Source organism: Paracoccus sp. DMF, from assembly GCF_004407025.1.
GTDB classification, from domain to species: domain Bacteria; phylum Pseudomonadota; class Alphaproteobacteria; order Rhodobacterales; family Rhodobacteraceae; genus Paracoccus; species Paracoccus aminovorans_B.
The window spans coordinates 40,072-66,097 of sequence record NZ_SOKV02000020.1 but is presented as its reverse complement, the minus strand read 5'-3'; the positions used below and the strand labels follow the sequence as shown (position 1 = coordinate 66,097).

The 26,026-nt window shown below is 68.6% G+C and carries 26 protein-coding genes and 1 pseudogene; 17 read left to right on the top strand and 10 right to left on the bottom strand.

The genetic code is table 11. From position 1 onward, the window contains the following. Positions 1–497: 497 nt before the first annotated feature. Both E3D03_RS21405 and E3D03_RS12200 read left to right on the top strand, forming a co-directional pair. A pseudogene (locus E3D03_RS21405) lies at positions 498–620 on the top strand (IS3 family transposase); the annotation flags it as partial. A gap of 207 nt (positions 621–827) precedes the next feature. Then, complete coding sequence (locus E3D03_RS12200; protein WP_263567188.1) at positions 828–983, top strand: hypothetical protein; 156 nt, start codon at positions 828–830, stop codon at positions 981–983. 51 nt (positions 984–1,034) lie between these two features. Here E3D03_RS12200 and E3D03_RS12195 read toward each other — a convergent pair whose 3' ends face one another. Then, complete coding sequence (locus E3D03_RS12195; protein WP_263567185.1) at positions 1,035–1,262, bottom strand: hypothetical protein; 228 nt, start codon at positions 1,260–1,262, stop codon at positions 1,035–1,037. Between the two features lie 256 nt (positions 1,263–1,518). Here E3D03_RS12195 and E3D03_RS12190 point away from each other — a divergent pair, with 256 nt between their 5' ends. The 4 genes from E3D03_RS12190 to E3D03_RS12175 all read left to right on the top strand — a co-directional run bounded on the left by E3D03_RS12190 (position 1,519) and on the right by E3D03_RS12175 (position 8,063). Then, positions 1,519–2,112: an endonuclease III domain-containing protein gene (locus tag E3D03_RS12190; protein ID WP_263567184.1), complete on the top strand. Its 594-nt coding sequence runs from the start codon at positions 1,519–1,521 to the stop codon at positions 2,110–2,112. A 561-nt stretch (positions 2,113–2,673) separates the two neighbouring features. Then, on the top strand, positions 2,674–4,569 hold the full coding sequence (locus E3D03_RS12185) for an ATP-binding cassette domain-containing protein (RefSeq protein ID WP_263567183.1): 1,896 nt from the start codon (positions 2,674–2,676) through the stop codon (positions 4,567–4,569). 21 nt (positions 4,570–4,590) lie between these two features. Further along, positions 4,591–6,828 (top strand): glycoside hydrolase family 3 N-terminal domain-containing protein, encoded by a 2,238-nt coding sequence (locus E3D03_RS12180; RefSeq protein WP_263567182.1) that lies wholly within the window; start codon positions 4,591–4,593, stop codon positions 6,826–6,828. After that, a complete protein-coding gene (locus E3D03_RS12175) occupies positions 6,816–8,063 on the top strand; it encodes a glucoamylase family protein (protein ID WP_263567181.1) in 1,248 nt (415 codons plus the stop codon). Before E3D03_RS12180 ends, E3D03_RS12175 begins: the two co-directional genes overlap by 13 nt. Here the strand turns inward: E3D03_RS12175 and E3D03_RS12170 are convergent. Then, positions 8,045–9,307, bottom strand: a complete 1,263-nt coding sequence (locus E3D03_RS12170) for a glycoside hydrolase family 15 protein (protein ID WP_263567180.1) — start codon at positions 9,305–9,307, stop codon at positions 8,045–8,047. The two genes, E3D03_RS12175 and E3D03_RS12170, sit on opposite strands and share 19 nt — an antisense overlap. A 1-nt stretch (position 9,308) precedes the next feature. Next, positions 9,309–10,052, bottom strand: coding sequence for an alpha/beta fold hydrolase (locus E3D03_RS12165; RefSeq protein WP_263567179.1), 744 nt, complete (start codon positions 10,050–10,052; stop codon positions 9,309–9,311). A gap of 84 nt (positions 10,053–10,136) precedes the next feature. Here E3D03_RS12165 and rnr point away from each other — a divergent pair, with 84 nt between their 5' ends. Next, positions 10,137–12,398 (top strand): ribonuclease R, encoded by a 2,262-nt coding sequence (gene rnr / locus E3D03_RS12160; protein WP_263567178.1) that lies wholly within the window; start codon positions 10,137–10,139, stop codon positions 12,396–12,398. A gap of 3 nt (positions 12,399–12,401) precedes the next feature. Beyond that, the gene (locus E3D03_RS12155) at positions 12,402–12,974 is read left to right on the top strand and encodes a DUF2585 domain-containing protein (RefSeq protein WP_263567177.1); all 573 of its coding nucleotides are present in this window, start codon (positions 12,402–12,404) and stop codon (positions 12,972–12,974) included. A gap of 89 nt (positions 12,975–13,063) precedes the next feature. Here E3D03_RS12155 and E3D03_RS12150 read toward each other — a convergent pair whose 3' ends face one another. Then, entirely contained in the window at positions 13,064–14,662 is a 1,599-nt protein-coding gene (locus E3D03_RS12150) for a phosphoenolpyruvate carboxykinase (RefSeq protein WP_263567176.1), read from the bottom strand. A 228-nt stretch (positions 14,663–14,890) separates the two neighbouring features. On the opposite strand from E3D03_RS12150, the gene E3D03_RS12145 reads away from it, so the two are divergent. The 6 genes from E3D03_RS12145 to E3D03_RS12120 all read left to right on the top strand — a co-directional run bounded on the left by E3D03_RS12145 (position 14,891) and on the right by E3D03_RS12120 (position 18,154). Further along, positions 14,891–15,319: an HPr kinase/phosphorylase gene (locus tag E3D03_RS12145; RefSeq protein WP_263567175.1), complete on the top strand. Its 429-nt coding sequence runs from the start codon at positions 14,891–14,893 to the stop codon at positions 15,317–15,319. 17 nt (positions 15,320–15,336) lie between these two features. Then, complete coding sequence (gene rapZ / locus E3D03_RS12140; protein WP_263567174.1) at positions 15,337–16,305, top strand: RNase adapter RapZ; 969 nt, start codon at positions 15,337–15,339, stop codon at positions 16,303–16,305. Between the two features lie 16 nt (positions 16,306–16,321). Beyond that, positions 16,322–16,747, top strand: a complete 426-nt coding sequence (locus tag E3D03_RS12135; RefSeq protein ID WP_062563595.1) for a PTS sugar transporter subunit IIA — start codon at positions 16,322–16,324, stop codon at positions 16,745–16,747. Next, positions 16,744–17,034, top strand: a complete 291-nt coding sequence (locus tag E3D03_RS12130) for an HPr family phosphocarrier protein (RefSeq protein ID WP_062563596.1) — start codon at positions 16,744–16,746, stop codon at positions 17,032–17,034. The genes E3D03_RS12135 and E3D03_RS12130 overlap by 4 nt, the downstream gene beginning before the upstream one ends. 9 nt (positions 17,035–17,043) lie before the next feature. Continuing rightward, on the top strand, positions 17,044–17,652 hold the full coding sequence (locus E3D03_RS12125) for a TetR/AcrR family transcriptional regulator (protein WP_263567173.1): 609 nt from the start codon (positions 17,044–17,046) through the stop codon (positions 17,650–17,652). Positions 17,653–17,737: 85 nt separating this feature from the next. Beyond that, positions 17,738–18,154: a DUF2852 domain-containing protein gene (locus tag E3D03_RS12120; protein ID WP_263567172.1), complete on the top strand. Its 417-nt coding sequence runs from the start codon at positions 17,738–17,740 to the stop codon at positions 18,152–18,154. Between the two features lie 41 nt (positions 18,155–18,195). Here the strand turns inward: E3D03_RS12120 and E3D03_RS12115 are convergent, their stop codons facing one another. Genes E3D03_RS12115 through E3D03_RS12095 form a run of 5 tightly spaced genes read right to left on the bottom strand, consistent with a single transcriptional unit; the run spans position 18,196 to position 22,493 of the window. Then, entirely contained in the window at positions 18,196–19,575 is a 1,380-nt protein-coding gene (locus E3D03_RS12115) for a glutamate--cysteine ligase (protein ID WP_263567171.1), read from the bottom strand. Positions 19,576–19,624: 49 nt separating this feature from the next. Beyond that, positions 19,625–20,140, bottom strand: a complete 516-nt coding sequence (locus E3D03_RS12110) for a hypothetical protein (protein WP_263567170.1) — start codon at positions 20,138–20,140, stop codon at positions 19,625–19,627. Then, positions 20,140–20,556, bottom strand: coding sequence for a GNAT family N-acetyltransferase (locus tag E3D03_RS12105; protein WP_263567169.1), 417 nt, complete (start codon positions 20,554–20,556; stop codon positions 20,140–20,142). Before E3D03_RS12105 ends, E3D03_RS12110 begins: the two co-directional genes overlap by 1 nt. Further along, positions 20,553–21,692: a succinyl-diaminopimelate desuccinylase gene (dapE, locus tag E3D03_RS12100; RefSeq protein WP_263567168.1), complete on the bottom strand. Its 1,140-nt coding sequence runs from the start codon at positions 21,690–21,692 to the stop codon at positions 20,553–20,555. The genes E3D03_RS12105 and dapE overlap by 4 nt, the downstream gene beginning before the upstream one ends. Positions 21,693–21,719: 27 nt before the next feature. Further along, positions 21,720–22,493 (bottom strand): sulfite exporter TauE/SafE family protein, encoded by a 774-nt coding sequence (locus E3D03_RS12095; protein ID WP_263567167.1) that lies wholly within the window; start codon positions 22,491–22,493, stop codon positions 21,720–21,722. Positions 22,494–22,703: 210 nt separating this feature from the next. Between E3D03_RS12095 and E3D03_RS12090 the strand changes: the two genes are divergently transcribed. From E3D03_RS12090 to E3D03_RS12080, 3 genes are all read left to right on the top strand, one after another. Beyond that, positions 22,704–24,359: an acyl-CoA dehydrogenase family protein gene (locus E3D03_RS12090; RefSeq protein ID WP_263567166.1), complete on the top strand. Its 1,656-nt coding sequence runs from the start codon at positions 22,704–22,706 to the stop codon at positions 24,357–24,359. 76 nt (positions 24,360–24,435) lie between these two features. Next, the gene (locus E3D03_RS12085) at positions 24,436–24,858 is read left to right on the top strand and encodes an META domain-containing protein (RefSeq protein WP_263567165.1); all 423 of its coding nucleotides are present in this window, start codon (positions 24,436–24,438) and stop codon (positions 24,856–24,858) included. A 36-nt stretch (positions 24,859–24,894) separates the two neighbouring features. After that, positions 24,895–25,278, top strand: coding sequence for an META domain-containing protein (locus E3D03_RS12080; RefSeq protein ID WP_263567164.1), 384 nt, complete (start codon positions 24,895–24,897; stop codon positions 25,276–25,278). Here the strand turns inward: E3D03_RS12080 and recO are convergent. Next, a complete protein-coding gene (gene recO, locus E3D03_RS12075) occupies positions 25,247–25,975 on the bottom strand; it encodes a DNA repair protein RecO (RefSeq protein WP_263567187.1) in 729 nt (242 codons plus the stop codon). The two genes, E3D03_RS12080 and recO, sit on opposite strands and share 32 nt — an antisense overlap. Between the last annotated feature and the right edge of the window lie 51 nt (positions 25,976–26,026).

Below are 26,026 nucleotides of genomic sequence, written 5' to 3'. Positions count from 1 at the left end.
AAAATCAGCCTCCGGCAAACCCGGCGCGGTTCACTTCTCAAGGCAATCCTGCCGGACTGTCGTTCCTGGGTGCATCGTCAGTGATTCTCACCAAGCCTTCGTAGAAGGAACGCTATAGTGATAATCGACACTCGACAACATGATTCATGTCAGTTACCGCAATGATCCACGGTGGCGAAATGCGATCTGATGATGCAGGATTAGCCGGAACGCCGAAAGTGCGTCAGAGTTTGGCGGAAATCATAGGGCTATAGCGTAAACGTAGTGATCATCACTATCGGTCGCGGCCCGCCACATTCAGACACCGAATCCGTCCAAGGGCCCCGATTGAGGCATTTTTCTTTTTGTTTCAAAGGGGCGTTGGCAAGATCATCCGCCCTTCGGAGACTGGGCGCTTGACGCGGAATGGGTCTCCGAATGGCCCGTGTCTCTCTTCGAGCGCCCCTTGATGGTAACGGGCGGGCGTAAAATATCCTCGCATTTACAGAGGGTTGCCGCGTTCATGGGGTTCTTTAGGCAACAGGGCCCCGGCAGAAGCGCGTCTGGCGCTTGAACAATCGGAAGGCTCACCGCCCGGCGCGCTTGCCGAACCCGAAACAGACCAATATCAACCCCGGGGTTCTCGTCATGACCGAGGGACGACCGGGGCCAGGTCAAGGACCTGCAGCGGTCTGACCTCCCGTGCTGCAGAGCAGCAGGCAGGCGGAGGGCCGAAAGGCAGCGCGCGTCAAAGCAACTGCCAGCCAAAAGCCGCTCGCATGTGGATCAGGATTGGGTTTTCGCCGGCTGCCGTGCTATCCTCGGGAAATCAGTTGATGGGGGAGAAAATGGGTCAGAAATTCGTGCCCGAACTGCACGACCCGAACTACCGCAAGACTGAGGGGCAGAAGGAAGAGCCGCTGACGGACGACGAAGCAGAGCGTCTGTTCGACGCCATGATCTCCAAGCTGGATGCGGAAGAATCATCGCAGCGGCCGAACTAGCCAAACGCCCCGCCCCGGCTGCCCCGGGGCGGGGCTTTTCCATGCCCGCGGTCAGCAGTCCTCGCCCTTGTCCACGATGCCGGGCTTGCTGCGGTCCTCGCACATCGCGGTATTCGGCTTGGCGCCGCGCGGCTTGGCGGGCCACTCCTTCCCGCGTTCGGGATCAGCTTCGAGGAACTCCTCCGGCTGGTGAGGGATGCCTTCGTGCTTTCCCTGGCCGTTCTCCCGCTCGGGATCGGTTGCGGGGTTGTCCTTCGGGGTCGCTTGTTCTCGGGTCATGATGCACCTCCTGCCTGCCAACCAGAAGAGGGCCGGGATGTTCCAGAGCGCCGGACTTTTGTAACCGCGCCCGTGCAGGCCGGCCGGGCAGCACGGCTTTCCCGCCTTGAAATGTTCCCATTTTGTTCCAGATATGGTTCATGCAGATGGCGTTCAGCTTTTGGGCCACCGAGGATATGGCATGGGTGCGGGACCGGCTGAGGCGCCGCTTCGGCCGTGCTGAACCGACCTGCGCCCGGCGCCCATCGGCCAGCTGGTGAAATCGCTGATCAGCGGTCGCACCCGCGACGAAGTCTCGCTGGGGGCCTATCGGCGCCTCATCGAAGTCTATCCCCGCTGGTCCGACATGGGGGCAGCAACCGATCTCGAGCGGCTCATCGGCGATGTCACATTTCCGGACGTAAAGGCGCGCCATCTCGGCAAGACGCTGGCCGCCGTCGCAATCCATCGCTCGGACTTCGACTTGGCGTTTCTGAGCGACTTGCGCGTCCCCGAGGCGCTCGCCTGGCTGGAACGCCTGCCGGGTGTCGGGCGAAAGGTCTCGGCCTCCACGCTCAACTTCAGCACATTGCGCATGCCGGCCTTCGTGGTGGACACGCATATCCTGAGGATATTATGCCGCTTCGGCTTTGTCCGAAGCAATGCCGACATGCGGACCGCCTATGACCTGACGATGGCTGCGCTGCCCGGCTGGAGTGCTGCCGATCTTGCGGAACTCCATGTCCTGATGAAACTGCTGGGTCAGACCACCTGCCGCGTTGCTCACCCCGATTGCCGAAGCTGCCCGATCAGCCGGCGCTGCCGGACCGCTGCAAGTTTTCGGAGCCCGACGACCGTTCCGGCAGGATAGCGGAGACGAAGTTTCGGTCGCGGCCGGTTGTTTCGGCGTGGACCCGGCCTGGTCCGCTCGCTTTCGTTACGACATTTTCGGCAGTTTTCCGGACCTCATGGCAAACGGACAACACATCTTGCGCCGGCCTGCCACAGCCCGCGGTTACGCCTGTCGATGCACCAGGCGGCGGCATCGGCCGCAGACGGTCCAGGGCGGGCGGCGCTTCGGATCGGCGATTTCTTAGGGATTACAGTTTTTTCCGCAACTGCCCGCACGATCTGCCTACCGAACGCGCCACGGGCGGCCATCCCGCGCCTTCGACGCCAAAATTACCGGAAGCCCGGCCGCGAATCGCCGCCGAGCAATCACCTAGCGAATAATACAGTCCGAAAAATCACCTCGGCGGTTTACCGCCGACGGCAAGGTTTGCTAGGCTTTGTCCATGGAGAGGCCGCCAGGCGCCGCAAAGCGCCCCGGCGGCAGGGAAAATCGCATCATGTGCCGGATCCGGCCCGCAGGCGACCATGCGTTGCCCGGGACAGCGTGACCGTGTCCGCACGTCGCAAGAGGCAAAGGCAGGTGAAACGTCTGAGCAGCTTCTGGGGTCTGGTGTCGGCGTACTGGTTTTCGGAACGCTGGCGCGAGGCTTGGCTGCTGACCGTCGCCGTGCTGGCGATGACCACGCTGCTCAGCAAGGCCAGCGTCTGGGTCGCGCTGGCCAGCGCGGATTTCCTGGCCTCGCTCGCCAGCTTCCATGACACGCCGCCGGGCGTCGACCCCGCGCGCATCGTGCTGCTGGCTGGCGGCGCCTACCTGGGCATCTTCCTGGCCCGCGCCGCCGGCGTGGCGCTGCGGCATTTCGTTTCGGCCACGCTGCACCGCCGGGCGCGCGGCTGGCTGGTCGGGCGCTTCGACCGCGCGATCCTGGCCGATGAGCGCATCGCGCTGGACCTGTTGAGCGACCGCTCGGCCGCGGGCGACCGCTCGCGCATGCCCGATGCCATCGACCAGCGCGTCGATGAATGCTCGGGCGGGCTCTATGGCGGCATCATCGGGCTGGCGATGGGGCTCTGGGGGGCGGTGACCTCGATCTATTTCGTCTCGGTCGCGCTGATCCAGCGCAGCCAGCCGGTACCCTTTCTGGACCGCTGGGGCGCCGATGCCGGGGCGGTGCTGGGCCTCGACCTGGGGCCGGGTCCATACGGCTCGGCGCTGCTGGGGCTGGCGATGGTCGCGGTCTATGTCCCGGCAATGACCTTCGTCGCCTGGCGGATCGGCCGCATCCTGGAACGGCTGAGCGTGCAGCGCCAGCGCCGCGACGGCGCTTGGCGCGGCGAATGGGGCGCGATGCTGAACCGGGTCGGCCAGATGGCCATCGCCCGGGGCGAGCGCGCGCAAAGCCGCATCAACCACCGCCTTTACGCCGACCTGGACCGGACCTGGGGCCGGCAGAACCGGCTTTCGGCCGGGATGATGCTGTTCACCAACACCTATAATTTCCTGTCGAGCCGGCTCTTGGCCTATCTGCCCGCGCTGCCGGCCTATATGGCGGGCGGCATGAGCTTTCGCGATTTCGTCGCCAGCAGCGAGCTGACGGCCGAGTTGATCGGCGACGTCTCGTGGTTCATCAACGTCATGCCGGCCATCGCCACGCTCAAGGCCAATGCCGGCCGGCTGACCGAACTCGCCCGGGCCATCGAGCGGGTGCGCGACCGCCAGGCCTTCTATGCCGAGACCGGCGTCAGCGCATTCCAGCGCCGGCGCAGCGCCAAGGGTCCGGTGCTGGCGCTGGACGGGCTGCGGCTGCACCACCGCGGCCATATGACCGCGGCCTTCCTGACCGTGCCGGCGCTGCGGCTTTACCCGGGCGAGCGGGTCTATCTGGACGGCCAGAACGGCTGCGGCAAGAGCAGTCTGTTGAAGGCGGTGGCCGGGCTTTGGCCCTATGGCGCCGGCCGCATCACCCTGCGCGAGGGCGCGCGGCTGTTCTTTGCCGGGCAGGAACCGGACCTGCCCGACCGGCTGACGCTGAAGGCGCTCTTGACCTATCCCGACCACCCCGAACAGCAGACCGACATTGCCGTGGCGTCGGTCCTGTCGCTGGTCGGCCTGGGCGAATTCATCGCCTGTCTGGAGGACGAGCTTTACCAGGGCAAGAACTGGCGCAACGTGCTCTCGGGCGGGCAGAAGCAGCGGCTGGTGCTGGCGCGCATCCTGCTGGCCAAGCCCGATATCCTGCTGCTGGACGAGGCGACGGCGGCGCTGGATGCGGGGGCGGCGATCGACTTCCACCTGACGCTTGCCCTCTATCTGCCCGATGCGGCGGTGCTGTCGGTGCTGCATGGCGACAGCCTGCCCTATGGCCCGGACGGCGCGCCCTTCTATGACTCGGTGCTGGAGATCCGCAACGGCCAGGGCCGCTTGTCGCCCGTCGATCCGCTGGATTACGATCTGGCCCGACACGCCGCCGAATGACGGCAGGGTAACGGGGGACGCATGGGACAGGGGGCTGCCGTCGACCGGCTGATGGCCAGGATGACGCTGAAGGAAAAGATCGGCCAGCTGAACCTCTTGCCGGCCGGGCAGGGGCTGGTCACCGGGGCGCAGGCCCCGACCACGCTGTCGCAGCGGCTGGACGCGGGGCAGGTCGGCGCGATCTTCGGCACCAAGTCGCTGGACTCGGCCCGGGCGATGCAGGCGCGTGCGCTGGCGGGCTCGCGCCTTGGCATCCCGCTGTTCTTTGCCGAGGACGTGATCCACGGCCATCGCACGGTCTTTCCGCTGAATATCGCGCTGGCCTGCAGCTGGGACATGGCGCTGATCCAGGCGACCTCGGCCCATGCCGCGGCCGAGGCCGCCGCCGAAGGGCTGCACCAGGTCTATGCGCCGATGCTGGACATCAGCCGCGACCCGCGCTGGGGACGGGTGGCCGAGGGGCCGGGCGAGGATCCGCTGCTGGCCTCGCGCATCGCCATGGCGTCGGTGCGGGGCTTTCAGGGTGCGGGGCTGGGCACGGACGGCCGGGTCGCGGCCTGCCTGAAGCATTTCGTGGCTTACGGCGCGCCGCAAAGCGGCCGCGATTACGACAATGTGTCGATGGCCTGGGAGGATCTGGTCGAGACCTATCTGCCGCCCTTTGCCGCCGGGATCGAGGCGGGCGCGGCCAGCGTCATGGTCGCCTTCAACGCGGTGAACCGGCTGCCGATGCATGCCAACGCGCCGCTGGTCGAGGGCTGGCTGCGCGGGTGCCAAGGCTTCGACGGGCTGGTCGTCTCGGACTATACCGGCGTCAAGGAGCTGGTCGCGCATGGGCTGGGGCCGGCGCCGGTCGCGGTGGCGCGCGCGCTGCATGCCGGCATCGACATGGACATGGTGGGCGAGGATTATCTGAACGAATTGCCGGCGCTGGCCCGCGCTGGCCTCGACGCGCCCGAGGCCGGGCTGGCGCTCTCGGCTGCGGATGTGGTTCGTCTGATCGATCGCGCCTGCCGCCGGGTGCTGACCTTCAAGGCGCGGCTGGGGCTGCTGGACGATCCGTTCCGGGGCATGGCCGGCAAGGCGCCTGCGCGCGCCGAGGGCCGGGCCTTGGCGCGCAAGGCGGCGGCGCAATCGGCGGTGCTGCTCAAGAACGATGGGCTGCTGCCGCTGGCGCCGGGCAGCCGGGTGGCGCTGATCGGGCCCTTCGCGGCGGATCGCGCGAACATGCTGGGCACCTGGGCCGTCTCGGGCCGGGCCGAGGATGTGGTGCCGCTGGACCGGGCCATCGCCGATCTGACCGGACAGGCGCCGACCGTCTGCTGGGGCGCGAATATCGTCGACGAGCCTTGGCTCGAGGCGCGGCTGAACTGCCACGGCGTTACCGTGACCCGCGACCCGCGCGAGGAATCCGCGCTGCTGGCCGAGGCCGTCGCGGCGGCTCTGGCGGCCGACGTGGTGGTGGCGGCGGTGGGCGAGGCCAAGGAGCACGCGGGCGAGTCCTCCTCGCGCCTGGCGGTGGACCTGCCCGCGCCTCAGCGCCGGCTGATCGCGGCGCTGGCCGGGACCGGCAAGCCGCTGCTGGTCGTGGTCTTTGCCGGTCGGCCGCTGGCCCTGGGTCAGGTCGCGACCCAGGCCGATGCGCTGCTCTATGCCTGGCACGGCGGCGTTGCGGGCCCCGAGGGCGTGGCCGACCTGATCTTCGGTGCGGCCGAGCCTTCGGGCCGGTTGGCGGTCACGCTGCCCGCCCATCCGGGCGAGGTGCCGCTGACCTATGCCTGCGACACGACGGGCCGGCCCTGGCCCGGCCGTTTCGGCAAGTTCCTGACCGGATGGCTCGACCTGCCCGACGATGCGCCGCGCTTTCCCTTCGGCTTTGGCCTGGGCTACAGCGCCGTGCGCTATGGCCGCCCGATCCTCTGCCGCCACGCGGCCCATGCCGGCGAGACCGTCACCCTGCTTCTGGGGATCGAGAACACCGGCAACCGCCCGGCGCTGGAAACCGTGCAGCTTTACGCCAGCGACCCGGTCGCCCGCGTCACGCGCCCCGGTCGCAAGCTGATCGACTTCCAGCAACTCGCGCTGGCCCCGGGCGAGGCCCGCGAGGTGCGCTTCGCCATCACCGCCGACCAGTTCCGCTATCCTATGGCGCCGACGCTGCAAACGGTGGAATGGGTCCGCGACCCCGGCATGGTCGGGCTGCATGTCGGCCCGAACAGCCGCGACACGCAGGAGGTGGCGCTGACATGGCTCGACTGACCGGGCTTGACGATGCCGCGCTGCGCGACCGCGTGGCCCAGGCGACGGCGCTGTATTTCCTCGACTGGAGCCATCCGGTCAGCGGCATGGCGCGCGAGCGCAGCGCCGGCGCCTTCGGCTATGACATGGAGCAGACCTGCTGCACCGGCGGCACCGGCTTCGGCCTGCTTGCGCAGATCGTCGCGGCCGAGCGCGGCTGGCGTCCGCGGCGCGAGATCCTCGACCGCGTCGAGCGGCTGGTCGGCTTCCTGGAAGGGGCCGACCGCTTCGACGGCGTTTTCCCGCATTTCCTGCACGGCACCACCGGGCGCGTGCTGCCCTTCATGGCCGGCGACGACGGCGGCGACCTGGTCGAGACCGCCTTCCTGATGCTGGGCCTGCTGGGCGCCGGGGCCTATTTCCGCGAAGCGCCGGAACTGGCCGCCCGCATCCAGGCGCTCTACGACGCGGTGAACTGGGCGGCGCATCTGCGCGAGGATGGCGCGGTCATGTGGCACCGTCACCCCGACCGGCCCTGGCCCGCCAATGCCCTGCCGATCCGCGGTTGGAACGAGGCGATGCCGGTCTTCGTCCTTGGCGCCGGCTCGGCCACGCATCCGATCCCGGCGCGCCCCTATCACGACAGTTGGGCGCAGACGCCGACCTTCCTGAACGGACGCGATTTCGGCGGCGTGACTCTGCCTTTGGGGCCGGATTGGGGCGGGCCGCTGTTCCTGTCGCAATATCCCTTCCTGGGCATCGACCCGCGCGGGTTGCGCGACGCCTATGCCGATTACGGCCAGCAGGCCCGGGCGCATGCGCTGGTCAACCGCGCGCATTGCCTGGCGAACCCGCGGGGCTGGGTGGGCTATGGCGAAACGCTGTGGGGCCTGACCGCCAGCGACGACCCCTCGGGCTATGTCGCGCATTCGCCGGTCGAGGATACCGGGACGATCACCCCCACCGCCGCGCTGGCCTCATTTCCCTTTGTCCCGGACGAGGCGATGCCGGTGCTGCGTCACATGCACGATGACTGGGGCGGCCGGATCTGGGGCGAGGCCGGTTTCGTTGATGCCTTCTGCCCGGCCCGCGACTGGGTGGCGGAAAGCCGGCTGGCGATCGACCAGGCGCCGATCGTGATCGGGCTGGAAAACCACCGCTCGGGGCTGATCTGGCGGCTGGTCTCGGGCCGGGCCGAGGTGCAGCGGGGCCTGCGCGCCTTGGGCTTTTCGGCGCCCTATCTCGCCATGGCCTGAAGCGCGGTCTCGCGTGCGGCGGCGGCTTCCAGAAAGGCGGCCGCCGACCAGGCCAGGTCCAGGCAGCCGGTTGGGGCGCCGGTCCGGCGGTCGAATTGCTCGGGCAGCGGGCCGGGGATGGGCGCGACGGATTGGATCAGCGCGAGCCAGCCTTCGGCCTTGGCGAAGGCCTCGGCGTCGCCGGTCAGCGCGGCGATGCGGTAATGCAGCTCGGCAAAGCCCAGCGTGGTCGGATACCAGGGGTTGCCGTCGAAATAGACATCGCGGGCAAAGCGGCCGATGGCCGGCGGGTTGCGGCCCCGGTTGATCGGATAGAGCTGGGCAAATAGCGCCTCCAGCCCCGCCACGGTCGCGCGGCTGCGCGGCGCGGTCAGGGCAAAGGGGCCGGCGCTGCGCCGGGCGTGCAGGATGGCAAGGCAGGTCGCGGCGTCGAGCGAACCCGGGGCGGCCTCGATGCTGTCGCGCCAGCCGCCCGAGACCGGGTCGGCCGCCTGGTCGATCAGCGCGGCCAGCCGGGCGGCCTCGGCGCTTTGGCCGGCGCGCTCCAGCGCGTCCCATTGCACGATCAGGGTGAAGGTGCTGCGGCGGGGCGGCGCCTCCTCCCACGGGCCGATGCAGGGGCGGCCAGCGACGCGCGCAAGATGCGCGAGATCGCGGGCGATCAGGGCGCGGGCGGCGGCGCTGTCGGCCTGGGGCACGGCATCCAGCACCGCCATCAGGCTGGATGCGCGCAGGGCGGGGCCGTCGTCCTGCGGCCGGCTCCATTGCTCCAGGTCCGGGCTGCCGTCGGGGCCGAAGCGGGGCTCCTCGAGCCAGGCCGCGCCCGAGAGCGCCGCCAACTCGGCATCGGGGCGCAGGAATTTTTCCAGCCCCGGCCGGGTGGTGGCGCGCAGCGGGTTCATCGGCGGCCCGCGGCGGTCTGGGTCCGAGATCGCCAGCGAGAAGCTGACGAAATCCGCGATGAAGCCCAGCCAGAAAGCGTGCGCCCCAGGATCGGCCACCATGGCCAGCGGCACGGCGCGCAAGACGATGGCGGAATCGCGGATCCAGTGGTGGAAGTAATCCGGCTCGGGGTCCCAGCTGGCCATGCGGGGCGAGGCCAGCACCGACCCTCGCGCCGGCCGGACCTGCCAGCCGAAGCCCTCGCGCCGCCGGACCAGATGCGTGGCCGAGCAGGCGCCGCGCATCGCCCGCGCCGAGGCCAGCCGCTGCGCCGCGATCCAGCCCGGATCGGGGGCGGCCATGTCAGGCGCCAAGCGCGGCCAGCGCCGCCGCCAGCATCGCGGCACAGGCCGGCCCGGCCGGGCAATGATGCTGATCCGGCAGCGCGGCGAAGAAGCGCCCGTTCGGCGCGGCGGCGAAATAGGCCCGCGCATCGGCCAGCGGCACCAGCCCGTCGCAGGCGCCCGTCACCACCGCCAAGGGAGCAATGACCCGGCGCAGGGCCGGCTCGGCATCGGCGGTCTGCATCTCGGTGAAATAGGCGGGCGCCTCGCGCCGCACCTCCTCGATGGCGGCGGGTCCCATCGCCTCGCGCGCGCGCATCAGCACCATCCCGGACATCGGCGGCGAAACCGCGAGGACATGGTGGATCTCGGCCCTGTCGGCGGCCAGATGCGCCACGGCATAGCCGCCGATGCTGTGCCCGGCCAGTGCCAGCACCTGGCCCGGGGCCTGCGCGGCCAGCCAATCGCGCACCCCTGTCGCCGCCCGGACATGGCGGGCAAAGCTGACCTCGGCCGCCGGACCCGATCCGGGCGAGGCCGAGGAATTCGGCAGCGCCGGCGCCGCGACGCGCCAGCCGCGCGCCAGATAGGCCAGCGCGATCTCGGCGATCTGCGGCTGGGCCGGCGCGCCATTGCGGCCATGCAGCAGCAGGACCGTGCCCCGCGCATCCTCGGGGCCGGCGATCAGCACGGGAAGGATGCCCTCGGCCGTCGGGGCCTGAAGGCAAAGGGCGGTGTCGGTCCAGGCGGGCATCGTGTCCATGCCCCGATTCCTAGCCCAGCGGCCGCGCCGCTCCAACAGCTTTTGCCCCTGCCGCAGGGCGTGAGGCCGTGCTAGCGTGGTGTCATGGCACAGCTACCTTCCCGAACCGAAATTCTCGACTGGGTCAACGCCCATCCCGACGCCACCGCCAAGCGCGACATCGCCAAGGCCTTCGGCATCAAGGGCGCGGCCCGCATCGAGCTGAAGCGCATCCTGAAAGAGCTTGAAGCCGAGGGGCTGCTGGAGCGCCGCCGCCGGCATTACCACGATGCGGAACGGCTGCCGCCGGTCACGGTGCTGCAACTGCTGCCACCCGACAGGGACGGAGACATCTTCGCCAGGCCGATGGAATGGCAGGGCGAAGGTCCGGTGCCGCGCATCCTTTATGCCGCGCTGAAATCCGACCCGGCGCTGGCCCCCGGCGACCGGATCCTGGCCCGGCTGATCGAGACCAGGGGCGAGGATCACGACTACCAGGCCCGGCTGATCCGCCGCATCGGCACGGTCAGCCACAAGGTCGTCGGCATCTATCGCGCCAGCTCTGGCGGCCCCGAGGCCGGCGGCCGCATCCTGCCGATCGACAAGGGCAGCGACAAGGAATGGGTCGTTCCGGCGCGCGAGGTGCATGGCGCGCAAAGCGGCGAGCTGGTCGAAGCCGAGCAGACCGGCCCGCGCGGCCGCCTGGGCCTGCCGATGGCGCGGATTACCGAGCGGCTGGGCGATCCTTCGGCGCCGCGCGCCGTCAGCCTGATCGCCATCCACCAGCACGGCATCCCCGACGATTTCCCCGACGTGGTCATGGCCGAGGCCGATGCCGCGAAGCCCGCGACCATGAAGGGCCGCGAGGATCTGCGCCAGCTGCCGCTCGTCACCATCGACCCCTCGGACGCCCGCGACCGCGACGATGCCGTGGCGGCCGAGATCCGCGAGGACGGCGGCGCCGACATCTGGGTCGCCATCGCCGACGTGGCGCATTACGTCACCCCCGGCTCGGCCCTGGACCGCGAGGCGCGGAAGCGCGGCAACTCGACCTATTTCCCCGACCGGGTGGTGCCGATGCTGCCCGACATCCTGTCGGGCGATCTCTGTTCGCTGCACGAGGGCGTGGACCGGCCGGTGATCGCCGTCCGCATGCGGCTGGACGCGCAGGGCAACAAGGTTTCGCACAGCTTCCACCGCGCCATGATGCATTCCGCGGCGAGCCTGAGCTACGAACAGGCCCAGGCGGCCGCCGACGGCAACCTGGACGCGGTTACCGCGCCGCTGCTGGACGCGGCGATCCGGCCCCTGTGGCACGCCTATGGCCTGCTGAAAACCGCCCGCGCCCGGCGCCAGCCGCTGGAACTGGACCTGCCCGAGCGCAAGATCGTCCTGACCCCGGACGGAAGGGTGAAGTCGGTCAATTTCCGCGACCGCTTCGACGCGCACCGGCTGATCGAGGAATTCATGGTGCTGGCCAATGTCGCCGCCGCCGAGGAGTTGGAACGCCTGCGCCGCCCGCTGCTCTATCGCGTGCACGAGGAGCCGACGGTGGAAAAGCTCGACGCGCTGCGCGAGGTGGCCGCGGCCTCGGGCTTCACCCTGGCCAAGGGCCAGGTGCTGCAGACCCGGCACCTGAACCGGCTCTTGGAACAGGCGCAGGGCTCGGATTTCGACGAGCTGATCAACATGACCGCGCTGCGCTCGATGCAGCAGGCCTATTACCACCCGGAAAACCTGGGCCATTTCGGGCTGGCGCTGCGCAGCTACGCGCATTTCACCTCGCCGATCCGGCGCTATTCCGACCTGATCGTGCATCGCGCGCTGATCCTCGGCCATAAATGGGGCAAGGACGGTCTGTCGGAGGGGGACATCGAGAACCTGTCCGAGACCGCGCAGCAGATCTCGGAAACCGAGCGCCGCTCGATGGCGGCCGAGCGCGACACCACCGACCGCTATCTGGCCGCCTATCTCGCCGACCGGGTCGGGGCCGAGTTCTCGGGCCGCATCTCGGGCGTGCAGAAATTCGGCGCCTTCGTGCGGCTGGACGAGACCGGCGCCGACGGGCTGATCCCGATCCGCGAGATCGGCCGCGAATATTTCCACTACGACCCGGATGCGCAGATCCTGATGGGCGCGGAAACCGGGCTGGAAATCGGCATCGGCCAGCGCGTCACCGTGCGCCTGTCCGAGGCGGTGCCGCTGACCGGCGGGCTGCTGCTGGAGCTGCTCGAGGTCGAGGGCCGGCCGCTGCCGCAGGGCTCGGGCCAGCGCGGCAAGGGCAAGGGCCCGATGCGCAAGCGTGCCACCCAGGCCCGGCTGGCCGAGGTCAAGCGCGCCCAGAAGCGCCGCCGCATCCGGAAATAGCCCATGCCCGACGACCGGTTGCAGCGGCTGCTGCCCCATGTCCTGACGGCGCTGATCGTGGCGCTTGCCGCCGCATGGCTGCTGTGGATCGGGCGCGAGCCGATCTGCACCTGCGGCCATGTCAAGCTCTGGCACGGCCAGACCGTCAGCTCGGAAAACTCGCAGCACATTTCGGACTGGTATACGCCCTCGCACCTGATCCACGGCGTCCTGTTCTATGCCGCGCTGTGGCTCGTCGCCCGGCGCATGTCCTTCGGCTGGCGCCTGGCCATCGCCACCCTGGTCGAGTCGCTCTGGGAAATCGTCGAAAACTCCGATGCCGTCATCGAGCGCTACCGCGCCGTGACCATCTCGCTCGATTATTACGGCGACAGCGTGCTGAACTCGGTCAGCGACATCCTGGCGATGATTGTGGGCTTTCTTCTGGCCAGCCGCCTGCCGGTCTGGGCCTCGGTCGTCCTTGCCCTGGGGTTCGAGATCCTGACCACCTGGCTGATCCGCGACGGGCTTACGCTGAACGTGCTGATGCTGATCTGGCCGCTGCAAGCCGTGCGCGACTGGCAAGCCGCGCTCTGACGCGAAGGGCGGCCCGCAGACCGCCCTTTCACCGTTTCGAAAAATACTCCGGGGGAGCCCCGCAGGGGCGGGGGCAGCGCCCCCATGCCTCAGCCGATGGCGGCGGCGCGCACGTCCTCGTCGATCTTGTCGGCATATTGCGCGAAATTGTCGCTGAACATGCCGACCAGCTTCTGCGCCTGGGCGTCATAGGCGGCCGGATCGGCCCAGGTCTGGCGCGGATCCAGCAGCTTGTCCTCGACGCCGGGGACCGAGACCGGAACCTCGAAGCCGAAGTTCGGGTCCTTGCGGAACTGCACGCCGTTCAGCGAGCCGTCCAGCGCCGCGGTCAGCAGGGCGCGGGTCGCCTTGATCGGCATGCGCTTGCCGGTGCCGAAGGCGCCGCCGGTCCAGCCGGTGTTGACCAACCAGCAATGCGCGCCGGTGGCAGCGATCTTTTCCTGCAGGAGCTTGCCATAGACTTCCGGCCGGCGCGGCATGAAGGGCGCACCGAAGCAGGTCGAGAAGGTCGGCGTCGGCTCGGTCACGCCCACTTCGGTGCCCGGCGTCTTCGAGGTGAAGCCCGACAGGAAGTGATACATCGCCTGCGCCGGGGTCAGCCGCGCGATCGGCGGCAGCACGCCATAGGCGTCGCAGGTCAGCATGATGACGTTCTTCGGCATGCCGCCCAGCGAGGAGGGCGAGGCGTTCGAGATCTGCTCTAGCGGATAGGCGCAGCGCATGTTGTCGGTGATCGAGTTGTCCTCGAAATCCAGCTCCAGCGTGTCGGGATCGAAGACCATGTTCTCGATCACGGTGCCGAACTTGTAGCAGGTGGCGTGGATCTCGGGCTCGGCCTCGGCCGACAGGTTGATGGTCTTGGCGTAGCAGCCGCCTTCGAAGTTGAAGATACCGTTGTCCGACCAGCCGTGCTCGTCATCGCCGATCAGCGTGCGCGAGGGATCGGCCGAAAGCGTGGTCTTGCCGGTGCCCGACAGGCCGAAGAAGATCGCGGCGTCGTCCGGGTTGCCGATGGCGTGGTTGGCCGAGCAATGCATCGGCATCACGCCTTTTTCCGGCAGGATGTAGTTCAGCAGCGTGAACACCGACTTCTTGTTCTCGCCGGCATAGGCGGTGTTGCCGATCAGGATCAGCTTCTTCTCGAAGTTCAGCGCGATCACCGTCTCGGTCCGGCAGCCGTGGCGTTCCGGGTCGGCCTTGAAGCTCGGGCAGTTGATGATGGTGAACTCGGGCACGAAGCTGGCCAGCTCGGCCGCCTCGGGACGGCGCAGCAGGTTGCGGATGAAAAGCCCGTGCCAGGCCAGTTCCGTCACCACGCGCACGTCCAGCCGCAGCGCCGGGTCCGCACCGCCGTAGAGATCCTGGACGAAATAGTCGCGGCCCTTCATGTGGGCCAGCATGTCGGCGTGCAGGCGGTCGAAGGCCTCGGGCGCCATCGGCCGGTTGTTTTCCCACCAGATGGCGTTTTCCACGCCGGGCGTGCGCACGACATGCTTGTCCTTGGGCGAGCGGCCGGTATGGGCGCCGGTGGTGGTCAGGAAGGTGCCGCCCAGGCCCAGCTTGCCTTCGCCGCGCTGGATCGCGGCCTCGATCAGCGCCGGTTCAAGCAGGTTGTAGTGAACTTGGCCGAGCCCGGTGATTCCCTGGTCTTCCAGACGACAGTTCGGATTGACGCGCGGTTCGCTCATGACAGCTTGGCTCCTGCAAGATTCCGGGCCGACAACCGGCCGTTGCGCGTCCTATAACACGCCCTTTTCCCGGGGAAAGCGCACATATCGTCAGGTTTAGCGCTACCAGGATGGTTTATCGCTATCAGTCGCCCGCACATGGCTTTGCCGTCGGGATTTCGTCACAAAGAGCGGCAGCCTCAACCTTTGGGTGGAGCGATTCGGGGCCGTATCAAGGGGGAGGTGACCATGATCCTGCATGCATCCTGCGTCGCACACCGGGGCCGGGGACTGCTGATCCTCGGTGCCTCCGGCGCAGGCAAATCCGGCTTGGCGCTTGAAATGATGGCGCTGGGCGCGGTGCTGGTCGCGGATGACCGCACCGCGCTGCGGTATGAAGCCGGGGCGATCATCGCCGATGCGCCTGATTCGCTGCGCGGGCTGATCGAGGCGCGCGGCGTCGGCATCCTGCGCGCCCGCGCGCATGGGCCGGTGAACCTGGCGCTGGCGGTCGATCTGGACCGGGCCGAACCCGAGCGGCTGCCGCCCGACCGCCGCTTTGGCCTTTTCGACAGCCACCTGCCCCTTGTCCTTGGCGCCGGCCGCGTTCATCTTGCGTCAATGCTCTTGCAATATCTTGATTCCGGTAGGGCGGACACGGAGTTGCGCGACAGCTGAATCAAGGGCCGGAGGCGATGGACGATCTCGACAGCCAGGAAAAGGACAGCCGCGACGAAGACGCGCAGCGGCTGGTCCTGATCACCGGGCCGTCCGGGGCGGGACGCTCGACCGCGATCAACGTGCTCGAGGACCTGGGCTATGAGGCCATCGACAACCTGCCCTTGTCGCTGATCCCGCGGCTCTTGGACGGGCCGCCGCGCCCGGTGCCGCTGGCGCTGGGGCTGGACGTGCGCAACCGCGATTTCTCGGTCGCGAACCTGATCGAGCTGATCGACAAGCTGACCCGGCTGCCGGCATACGCGCCCGAAGTGCTGTTCCTGGACTGCACCACCGAGCAGCTTTTGCGACGGTTCAATGAAACCCGCCGCCGCCATCCCTTGCGGAGCGAGGCCTCGCCCCTGGACGCCATCCGGGCCGAACGCGACATGCTGGCGCCGATCCGCGCCCGGGCCGATGTGCTGGTCGATACCTCGGAACTCTCGCCGCATGATCTGAAGGCGGAACTGTCGCGTTGGTTCGATGCCGAGCAGGGGCGACGGCTGGCAGTCTCGGTGCAGTCGTTTTCCTATAAACGCGGGGTGCCGCGCGGGGTTGACGTGATGTTCGACTGCCGCTTCCTCGCCAATCCGCATTGGGAGCCGGCGCTGCGCCCATTGGACGGCCGCGACAGTGCCGTGCAGGGTTACGTTGCGTCGGATCCGCGATTCGCGCCCTTCTTCGAACGGGTGCTGGATCTTGTGCTTTTTACCCTTCCGGCCCATCTAGAAGAGGGTAAGGCCCATCTGGCCATCGGCTTCGGTTGTACCGGAGGGCAACACCGTTCCGTCACAATGGCGGAAAAAATGGCTGATGCGCTTGCGAAAGCAGGTTGGCAAGTGTCAATTAGACATCGGGAACTTGAACGCCGCGAGAAGGCGCCGGCACCTGGTGATGATGGCCTCATTGGCCTCTCGCACAGCACGGGCGCGGGTTTTGGCGGCTGATGCGTGGTGGAGCGAATTGATCGGGATTGTCATCGTGGCGCATGGCGGCCTTGCGCGGGAATATCTCTCGGCGGTCGAGCATGTGGTGGGACCGCAGACCGGCATCCGGGCCGTAACGATCGAGGAGAACCACGATCGTGGCCAGAAGCAGGCCGAAATCTGCGCGGCCGCCGATTCGGTGGATGCCGGCGACGGCGTGGTGGTGGTGACGGACCTGTTCGGCGGCTCGCCCTCGAACCTGTCGCTGATGGCCTGCGCGGCGCGCAACCGCTCGATCCTGTACGGCGCGAACCTGCCGATGCTGGTCAAGCTGGCCAAGTCGCGCAAATTGTCGGTGGCGGATGCGGTAACGCTGGCCAAGGACGCCGGGCGCAAGTACATCAACAGCTATGATGTCCTGCCTGCCGATGTGATCCCTGTGCCGAGCCGCGCCGCCTCATGAATGACCTGACCAACGGGGCCGTCACCCGCGAGCTGGCGATCATCAACGAAAAGGGCCTGCATGCGCGGGCCAGCGCCAAGTTCGTCGAGACGGTCGAGCGTTTCGATGCCCAGGCCACCGTGGAAAAGGACGGGCTGAGCGTGTCGGGCGATTCGATCATGGGCCTGCTGATGCTGACCGCGCCGCGCGGCAGCACCATCCGCGTCACCACCAAGGGGGCGGAGGCAGCCGAACTGGCCGATGCGCTGAGTGCGCTGGTCGGGGACTATTTCGGCGAAGGCATGTAAGGGCCGGTCATGGCCCGATCCTCCTATCACCACGGCAATCTGCGCCAGGCGCTGGTCGAGGCCACGGTCAAGCTGGTCGAGGACAGCGGCCCGCAGGGCTTTACCCTGGCCGAGGCCGCCCGCCTGGCCGGCGTCAGCGCCGCCGCGCCCTATCGCCATTTTGCCGGCCGCGACGAATTGCTGGAAGAGGTCGCCCGCCAGGGCTTCGAGGAATTCGCCGACCGGCTCGAGGCCGCCTTCGACGATGGCCGGCCGCGGCCGCTGACCGCCTTCCTGCGCATGGGCCAGGCCTATCTGGCCTTCGCGGCCGAGCGGCGCGGCTTCTACATCGCCATGTTCGAATCCGGTATCTCGATCGCCGGCAATTCCGCCTTGCAGCAGGCCTCCGAGCGCGCGCGCGGCGTGCTGGTGCGCGGTGCCGAGTCGCTTTTCGTCGCCCGGCCCGGCCCGCGCCCGCCCGCCGGCATGATCGCCGACCACATCTGGGCGCTGAGCCATGGCGTCGTCGAGCTTTTCGGCCGCGGCAAGCCCGGCGCGCGCTCGCCCATCGCCCCCGCCGACATGCTGGAAAGCGGCGCGCTGATCTATCTGCGCGGCTTGGGCGTCATTCCCGACTGATTTTTTCCCGGTGCGGACTTGAACCCCGCTTGCGGCGCTCCATCTATGTAAATGTGATTAACATTCACATCGGAAAGGGACCGCAATGAACACTGAAATCGCCCCGCGCCCCTCCGTCGTGGACCGGATCGGCGCTGCGCTGGCAGGCATCCGGGACTGGCTGGACGAACGCGGAAAGGTGGCCTGGATCGCCGCCATGATCCTGGGCTTCATCGCCTGCTGGCCCGTGGGCCTCGCCATCCTCGGCTACATGATCTGGAGCAAACGCATGTTTTCCTGCCGCCACCGCCATCATCATCACCGTCGCGGCTTCGGGCGCGATTTCGCGCAGCCGACCGGCAACTATGCCTTCGACGCCTATCGCGAGGAAACGCTGAAGCGGCTCGAGGACGAGCACCGGGAGTTCCTGGACTTCCTGCAGAAGCTGCGCGAGGCCAAGGACAAGGCCGAGTTCGACCAGTTCATGGCCGGCCGCAACCAGCCGCCCGCCACCCAGAACTGACATCGGAAAAAGGGCCGGGAATTACCCCCGGCCCTTTGCTTTCAATAGGAATATTCGGCGTAGATCCGCGACAGGTCGCCCTGCCATTCGCCGTGATATTTCTCCAGCATCTCGTCGGCCGGCACCTTGCCGGTCTCGACGCTTTCCTTGAGCGCGTTCAGGAAATGCGTCTCGTCCGGGACCAGCCCGCCCGCCCCGGGACGCGCCCGCGCCTTCAGCCCGGCTTCGGAAATCGCCAGCACCTCGCGCGCCAGATCGCGCATCCGGGTGCCGCCGACCGCGCCGTCCAGAGCCTTCAGCCCGGCCTCGCGCCGCCAGCTTTCGCGCGTCTCGGCGTCCCAGCCCTTGACCAGATCCCAGGCCGCGTCCAGCGCCGCGTCGTCATAGACCAGCCCGACCCAGAAGGCGGGCAGGGCGCAGAGCCGCCGCCAGGGGCCGCCGTCGGCGCCGCGCATCTCGATGAATTTCTTAACCCGCGCCTCGGGGAAGACCGTGGTCAGGTGGTCGGCCCAGTCGGACAGCGTCGGCACCTCGCCCGGCAGCGCCGGCAGCTTGCCCTTGAGGAAATCGCGGAAGCTCTGACCCAGCGCGTCGATATATTTGCCGTCGCGATAGACGAAATACATCGGCACATCGAGCACGTAGTCGACCCAACGCTCATAGCCCATGCCATCCTCGAAGGCGAAGGGCAGCATGCCGGTCCGCGCCGCGTCGAGGTTCTGCCAGATATGCGCGCGCCAGCTTTTCCAGCCGTTCGGCTTGCCGTCCAGGAAGGGCGAATTCGCGAACAGCGCATTGGCGACCGGCTGCAAGGCCAGCGCGACGCGCAGCTTCTTGACCATGTCGGCTTCGCTGGCGAAATCCAGGTTCACCTGCACCGTGCAGGTGCGATACATCATCTGCGTGCCCAGCGTGCCGACACGGCCCATGTAGTCGGTCATCAGCCGATAGCGGCCTTTCGGCATCATCGGCATCTGGTCCTGGGTCCAGATCGGCGCCGCGCCCAGGCCGATGAAGCCGGCGCCCAGCTTGTCGGCGATCTCGCGCACCTCGGACAGGTGGCTGTTCACCTCGTCGCAGGTCTGGTGGATGGTCTCCAGCGGCGCGCCCGAGAGTTCAAGCTGCCCGCCCGGCTCCAGGCTGACATTGGCGCCGTCGCGCTCCAGCCCGATGATATGGCCGGCCTCCAGCACCGGGGTCCAGCCGAAGCGGTCGCGCAGGCCCTCCAGCATGGCCTTGACCGAGGGCTGGCCCGCGGGCGCCTCATAGGGCAGGGGCATCAGGTCGGCATGGCGATAGCCGAATTTCTCGTGCTCGGTGCCGATGCGCCAAGCGTCGCGCGGCTTCTCGCCCGAGGCGAGATATTCGGCCAGCTGTTCGGAACGCTCGATCGGGCCGCCGCCCTGTTGGGGAATGGACATCGGTGGCCTTTCTTCTGCCTTGCCCGCCACAGGTGGCAAGGCCCGGGGCTCAAGTCAAGGCGGCGCGCGCGGGCCTGGTCCAAACGGTCTGGATCGTCGGCGCCCCGGGCGCCAGCGCGGCGGCCACGCGGCCCATGTCGATGCCGGGCAGGGTGGCAAAGGCGCCGGCCAGGAATTCCGCGCCGCGCGCATCGACGGGAATCAGCAGCGCCTCGCCCGCGACGCTTTTCAGCCGCCAGTGACTGCGACCGTTGAGGCGCATGAGCCGGATCTCGGTCAGTTCGCGCAGGCCGATCTCGCCGCCCAGCAGCCGGTTCGGCGACAGGTAGCGAATCGCGCCCTCGTCCAGTTCGACCATGCCGGGGCCCAGGCCGTCATGGCGAAAGCGCATGCGCCGGCGCGCATCCAGCGCCCAGGCGGCCGCGGCGGCGGCGATCAGCCCGCCCAGAGGCCAGAACACCCAGCCGCCCAGCGAGAAAACCCAAAGCCCGAAGCCCACGGCGGCCAAGGCCGCGCCGGTCTCGGCCCAAGGGCGCAGCTTTTCGGCCAGCTCCGGGCGGATCATCAGAGTTCCAGCGCCATGTCGCGATGCGGGATGCCGGCATCGTCATATTCCGGGCCATAGGCGGCGAAGCCCAGCTTTTCGTAGAATCCGATGGCATGGGTCTGGGCGCCCAGCTTGGCGCGGCTGATGCCCGGCATGGCGCGCAGCCGCGCAAGCGCCGCGCGGATCAGCGCCGCGCCCGCCCCGGTGCCGCGCGCCGATTGCAGCACGGCGACGCGGCCGATCTTGCCGGTCTGTCCTTCGGTCAGGATGCGGGCGGTGCCGATGGCCGCGCCGGTTGCGTCGCGGGCCAGCAGGTGGATCGCCTCGCCATCGCGGCCGTCCCATTCCTCGGCCTCGGGCACGGCCTGCTCGACGATGAAGACCGCGCGGCGGATGGCGCGGCAGGTGTCCAGGTCGGTGGTTTCCTCGATCATGCGAAATACTGCTCCAGGATGCGGCGATAGATGCGCGAGAGCTGGCGCACCTGCTCGGCCGGGACGCGCTCGTCCACCTGATGCATGAAATGTCCGACCAGGCCGAATTCAAGCACCGGGCAGTGATCCTTGACGAAACGCGCATCCGAGGTGCCGCCCGAGGTCGAGAGCACCGGGTCGAGCCCGGTCTCCGCGCGCACCACGCCCGCGACCAGTTCGACGAAGGGGCCGGGCGCGGTCAGGAAGCTTTCGCCCGAGACATCGGTCGCGATGCCGAAGCCGACGCCGGTCGCCTGGGCGATCGCCTCGGCCTTGCTGCGGATCATCGCATCGAGGCTGGCCGAGCTATGTGCGTCGTTGAAGCGGATGTTGACCGTCGCCCGCGCCTTTTCCGGGATCACGTTCGAGGCCGGGTTGCCGACGTCGATGGACGTCACCTGCAATCCCGAGGGGTCGAAATGCGCCGTGCCCTGGTCCAGCGGCTGGCTGGTCAGATCGTGCAGCAGCCCGAGCAGGGCGTGGACCGGGTTCTTCGCGCGATGCGGATAGGCGGCATGGCCCTGCACGCCTTTGGCCTCGATCTGCAAGGTCATCGAGCCGCGGCGGCCGATCTTGATCATCTCGCCCATGCGGTCGGGGTTCGAGGGCTCGCCGACGATGCAGACGTCCATGCGCTCGCCGTTGGCGGCCATCCAGTCCAGAAGCGCCAGCGTGCCGTCGCGGCCGGGGCCTTCCTCGTCGCCGGTGATGGCCAGGATCACGGCGCCCTCCGGCGGGGTCTCGGTCACGAAGCCGATGGCGGCGGCGGCAAAGGCCGCGACGCCGGATTTCATGTCGGTGGCGCCGCGGCCCCAGATCCAGCCGTCGATCTCGGCCCCGGAAAACGGCGGATGCGTCCAGCTGGCCGGATCGCCCGACGGCACCACATCGGTATGGCCGTTGAAGCCGAAGGTCCGCACGCCCCTGGCCCCCCAGCGCGCAAACAGGTTCGGCACGCCGTTGCGGTCGGTGCGGTGGCATTCGAAACCCGCCTCGGCCAGCACGCGCGCCAGCAGGTCCAGCGCGCCGCCCTCCTCGGGCGTGACCGAGGGGCAGCGGATCAGTTCGGCGGTCAGTCGGGCGGGGTCTGGCGTCATCGGCACTCTCCTGTCTTGGCGGCAGGGTTACACCGGCGGCCCCAGCAGTTCCAGCGCCCGGCGGATCAGGTTCAACCCGGTCAGCACCAGCAGGACCAGCGTCCAGCGCCGGAACTGCGTCACGTCCAGCCGGTCATGCGCCAGATAGCCCAGCCCCATGCCGATGATCGCCGGAACCACCAGCGCGGCGGAAAACGGCAGCGTCTGCGCGTTCAGCAGCCCCGATTGCAGATGCGCCGCCGTCAGCACCACGGCGCCGATGAAGAACACCACGCCCTGCACCCGCATCTGTTCGGCCTTGGGCGCGTGCAGCGACAGCAGGAGCACGATCAGCGGCGGCCCCCAGATCCCCGAGATGCCGCCGATCAGCCCGCCGATGATGCCGGTCGCGATCTCGGCCCGGCGGCGGTGGTGGATCGGCAGCGCCAGGCTGCGCCCGGCCAGCTGCCAGCCCGCGTAAAGCGTGATCGGCACGCCGATCAGCGCATACATCAGCCATTGCGGCACCCGGGTCGCGAAAAAGGCGCTGACCGGGATGAACAGCACTACCATGCCGATATGCCAGCGATAGGCCCAGGTCGCCTGCGCGGCCGGCCGCCAGCCTTGGCGCAGCGCCTGGCGGATGTTGGTCAGCAGCACCGGCAGGATCACCGCGGCCACCGCCTGCTGCGCGGTCAGGAACGACCCCAGCGCGGAAAGCATGATCATCGGCATGGCAAAGCCGATCGCGCCCTTCACGAAGCCGGAAAACAGCGTGATGGCGATGGCGAGTGCCAGGTGAAAGGGGTCCAGTCCGAACATGAGGCAGCCATAATGCAGGGGGCGGCGGATGCAAGCGGGTCGGGGGCTCTGCCCCCACGCCTGCGGCGTTCCCCTGGGGTATTTGGGGAGCAAAGAAGGTCCGAGGCAGGCGGGTCATTTTCGTGCGTTGTGGCGCTGCCGTGCGCATGATAGTTGCGCTGCGGCCGCGAAACGGCTAGTCATGCTGCGACGCCGCAAAAGGATTCCGCCATGAAGGACATGCCCGCGATGCCCGCCGACACGCCCGCCGCCCTGCTGGAGCTTGCCGCCAAGACCGTGCCCGAGCTTCAGGCCCTGCAATCCCGCGCGACCGAGGCCCTGCGCGCGCTGGTCGCCCCCGCCGGCAAGCCGCAGGCCGATCTGCTGGAGGAACACCAGCACGCCGCGCATGCCCTGTCCTGGCTGACCACCTATGTCGAATCGATCCGCCAGCTGTCCGCCTGGGCCGGCCGCCTGTCCGAGGCCGGCACCCTCGGCCGGGCCGAGGCGCTGATCCTGCAGATCGGCCTGGGCGAATACCTGACCCAGATCGCCGGCGGCATCCCGATGAGCCAGACCGAATTCGCCCGGCTTTCGGACCTCAGCCTTGACTGGACGCCGGGGGACGCAGCGCGGGCGTTGATGCGCGGCAACACCCCCGCCGCCCGGGCCGAGCTGGTGCGGCTGATGCAGGACAACCACGGCCGCGCCACCTTTGGCGCCTCGGGCCTGGACGAGGATCTGGAGATGATCCGCGACCAGTTCCGCCGCTATGCCGAGGAGCGCGTCATCCCCAATGCCCATGAATGGCACCTGAAGGACCAGCTGATCCCGATGGAGATCATCGAGGAGCTGGCGGAACTCGGCGTCTTCGGCCTGACCATCCCCGAGGAATTCGGCGGGCTCGGCCTGTCCAAGGCCTCGATGGTGGTGGTGACCGAAGAGCTGTCGCGCGGCTATATCGGCGTCGGCTCGCTGGGCACGCGCAGCGAGATCGCGGCCGAGCTGATTCTCTGCGGCGGCACCGAGGCGCAGAAGGCCAAGTGGCTGCCGAAGCTGGCCTCGGGCGAGATCCTGTCCACGGCGGTCTTTACCGAGCCGAACACCGGCAGCGACCTCGGGTCGCTGCGCACCCGCGCGGTGAAGGACGGCGAGGACTGGGTCGTCACCGGCAACAAGACCTGGATCACCCATGCGCAGCGCACCCATGTCATGACGCTGCTGGCGCGAACCGATCCGAACAGCACCGACTGGCGCGGGCTGTCGATGTTCCTGGCCGAAAAGACCCCGGGCACCGACGACGATCCCTTCCCGACCCCCGGCATGACCGGCGGCGAGATCGAGGTGCTGGGCTATCGCGGCATGAAGGAATACGAGCTAGGCTTCGACGGCTTCCGCGTGAAGGGCGAGAACCTGCTGGGCGGCGAGCCGGGGCGCGGCTTCAAGCAGCTGATGGAAACCTTTGAATCGGCTCGGATTCAGACCGCGGCCCGCGCCGTCGGCGTGGCGCAATGCGCGGCCGAGATCGGCATGCGCTATGCCATCGACCGCAAGCAGTTCGGCAAGTCGCTGATCGAATTCCCCCGCGTGGCCGACAAGCTGGCCATGATGGCGGTCGAGATCATGATCGCCCGCCAGCTGACCTATTTCAGCGCCTGGGAAAAGGACCACGGCCGGCGCTGCGATCTCGAGGCCGGCATGGCCAAGCTCCTGGGCGCCCGCGTTGCCTGGGCCGCCGCCGACAACGCGCTGCAGATCCACGGCGGCAACGGCTTTGCGCTGGAATACACCATCAGCCGCGTGCTTTGCGACGCCCGCATCCTGAACATCTTCGAGGGGGCGGCCGAGATCCAGGCCCAGGTTATTGCACGCAGGCTACTGGACTAGGATGAAATTCCGGCCCCTGCTGGACAGCGGGGGCCGTTCAGGCATTATGGCGGCAACAACAGAACCGGAGCTGCCAATGACTCGCATCCCCCTGATTTCCGCGGCGATTTCTGCCACGCTGGGCCTTGCCGCCTGCGAGCCGACCGCGCCCTCGACCCCCGGCTCGAACGTGCCGACCGGCCCCTATGTGCTGGTCGGCATCGGCTCGGACACGGTGCCGCAGCGCAATGTCGGCATGACCATCGAGGCCGACGGTTCGATCTCGGGCCAGGCGCCCTGCAACCACTATTCCGCGCCGCAGACCGCCGAGCCGCCGGGCTTTGCCCTGGGTGCGCTGACCACGACCAGAATGGCCTGCTCGGGCAAGGCCGGCCAGCTGGAATCGCGCTATTTCCAGGCGCTCTCGGGCGCCAACGGCATCGCCTATGAAGGCGGCGTGCTGACCATCAAGGGGCCGACCTACCTGACCTACGAGCCGGGCTATCGCAAGGAGAAGTGATCGGGCGCCGCGCCCCCTCGCAAAAAGGAGCGGACGATGCGGACAATCCTGCTTGCCCTGCCGCTGGCCCTGGCGGCCTGCGTTACGGAAGCCGAAACCGATGCGGCCATCCCCGGCGATTACGCGCTGATCGCGGTCGAGGGGATCGCGGTCTCGGGCGTGCCGACGCTGCGCATCGCCGAGGATGGCGCGGTTTCGGGGCAGGGCCCCTGCAACAGCTTCACCGGCCGCAACCGGGCCAGGCTGCCGGCGCTGGACCTGGGCGCGCTGGCGACCACACGGCGCGCCTGCCTGCAGGAGGGCGGCGAGCAGGCTTTCTTCCAGGCGCTCGCCGCGGTGCGCGAGGCGCGGCGCGAGGGTGACGCGCTGGTCATGACCGGACCCGATGTCACCATTCGCTGGAAGGTCGTGACCCCGTAAGCCGCGCCACCAGCCGGGCGCGGGCGGCGGGCAGCGGCCTGCCGACATGGACCTCGGCTAGCCGGACATGCAGGAAATGCCCGGTCAGCGCCAGGGCATCCGCCAGTCCGCCATTGCCGCGTCCGCCCAGCATCGCCGGCAGCGGCAACAGCCGCGGCGCCCAGTCGCCCGCCGCCTGTGCCGACACCGCCCGGCCCGAGCGCGGGCTGACATAGGCCAGCCCCTCGCGCGCGCCGGTGACGGCGCAGCGGCTCAGGTCCAGGCCGAAGCCCAGCTCATCGAGCAGCCGCATTTCCCAGCGCAGATAGGCCTCGGACCAATCGGCGCCGGCATCCATCAGGTCCAGCAGCAGCTCGGTGGCATCCGTCAGCCGCGGATGCGGGTCGCGCTCGGGCAGGGCCCAGGCCAGCAGCGCCGTCACCGCATTGACTCCGGCCAGCGCATCCGCCCCGGCGATCAACCCCGGCCGCGCCCGGCCCGGCTCGACCGCAAAGGTGCCCAGCTGGTCCTCCAACCGCGCCCGCCAGCGCAGGCTGACCCGGTTGCCCGGTTGCAGCATGGCCGCGCGCCTGGCGCTGGCGCCGCCCGGCACCAGCCCGCGCATCAGCCCTGCCTCGCGCGTCAGCACGGTCAGGATCACGGCGTTCTCGCCATGCCTCGCGCCGGTCATCACGCTGGCCTCGCCGCTCCATTCCATCACGCCGCCTTTCCTTCCGCGCCACCCTGCCGCAATCTGGGGGCCAGGAAC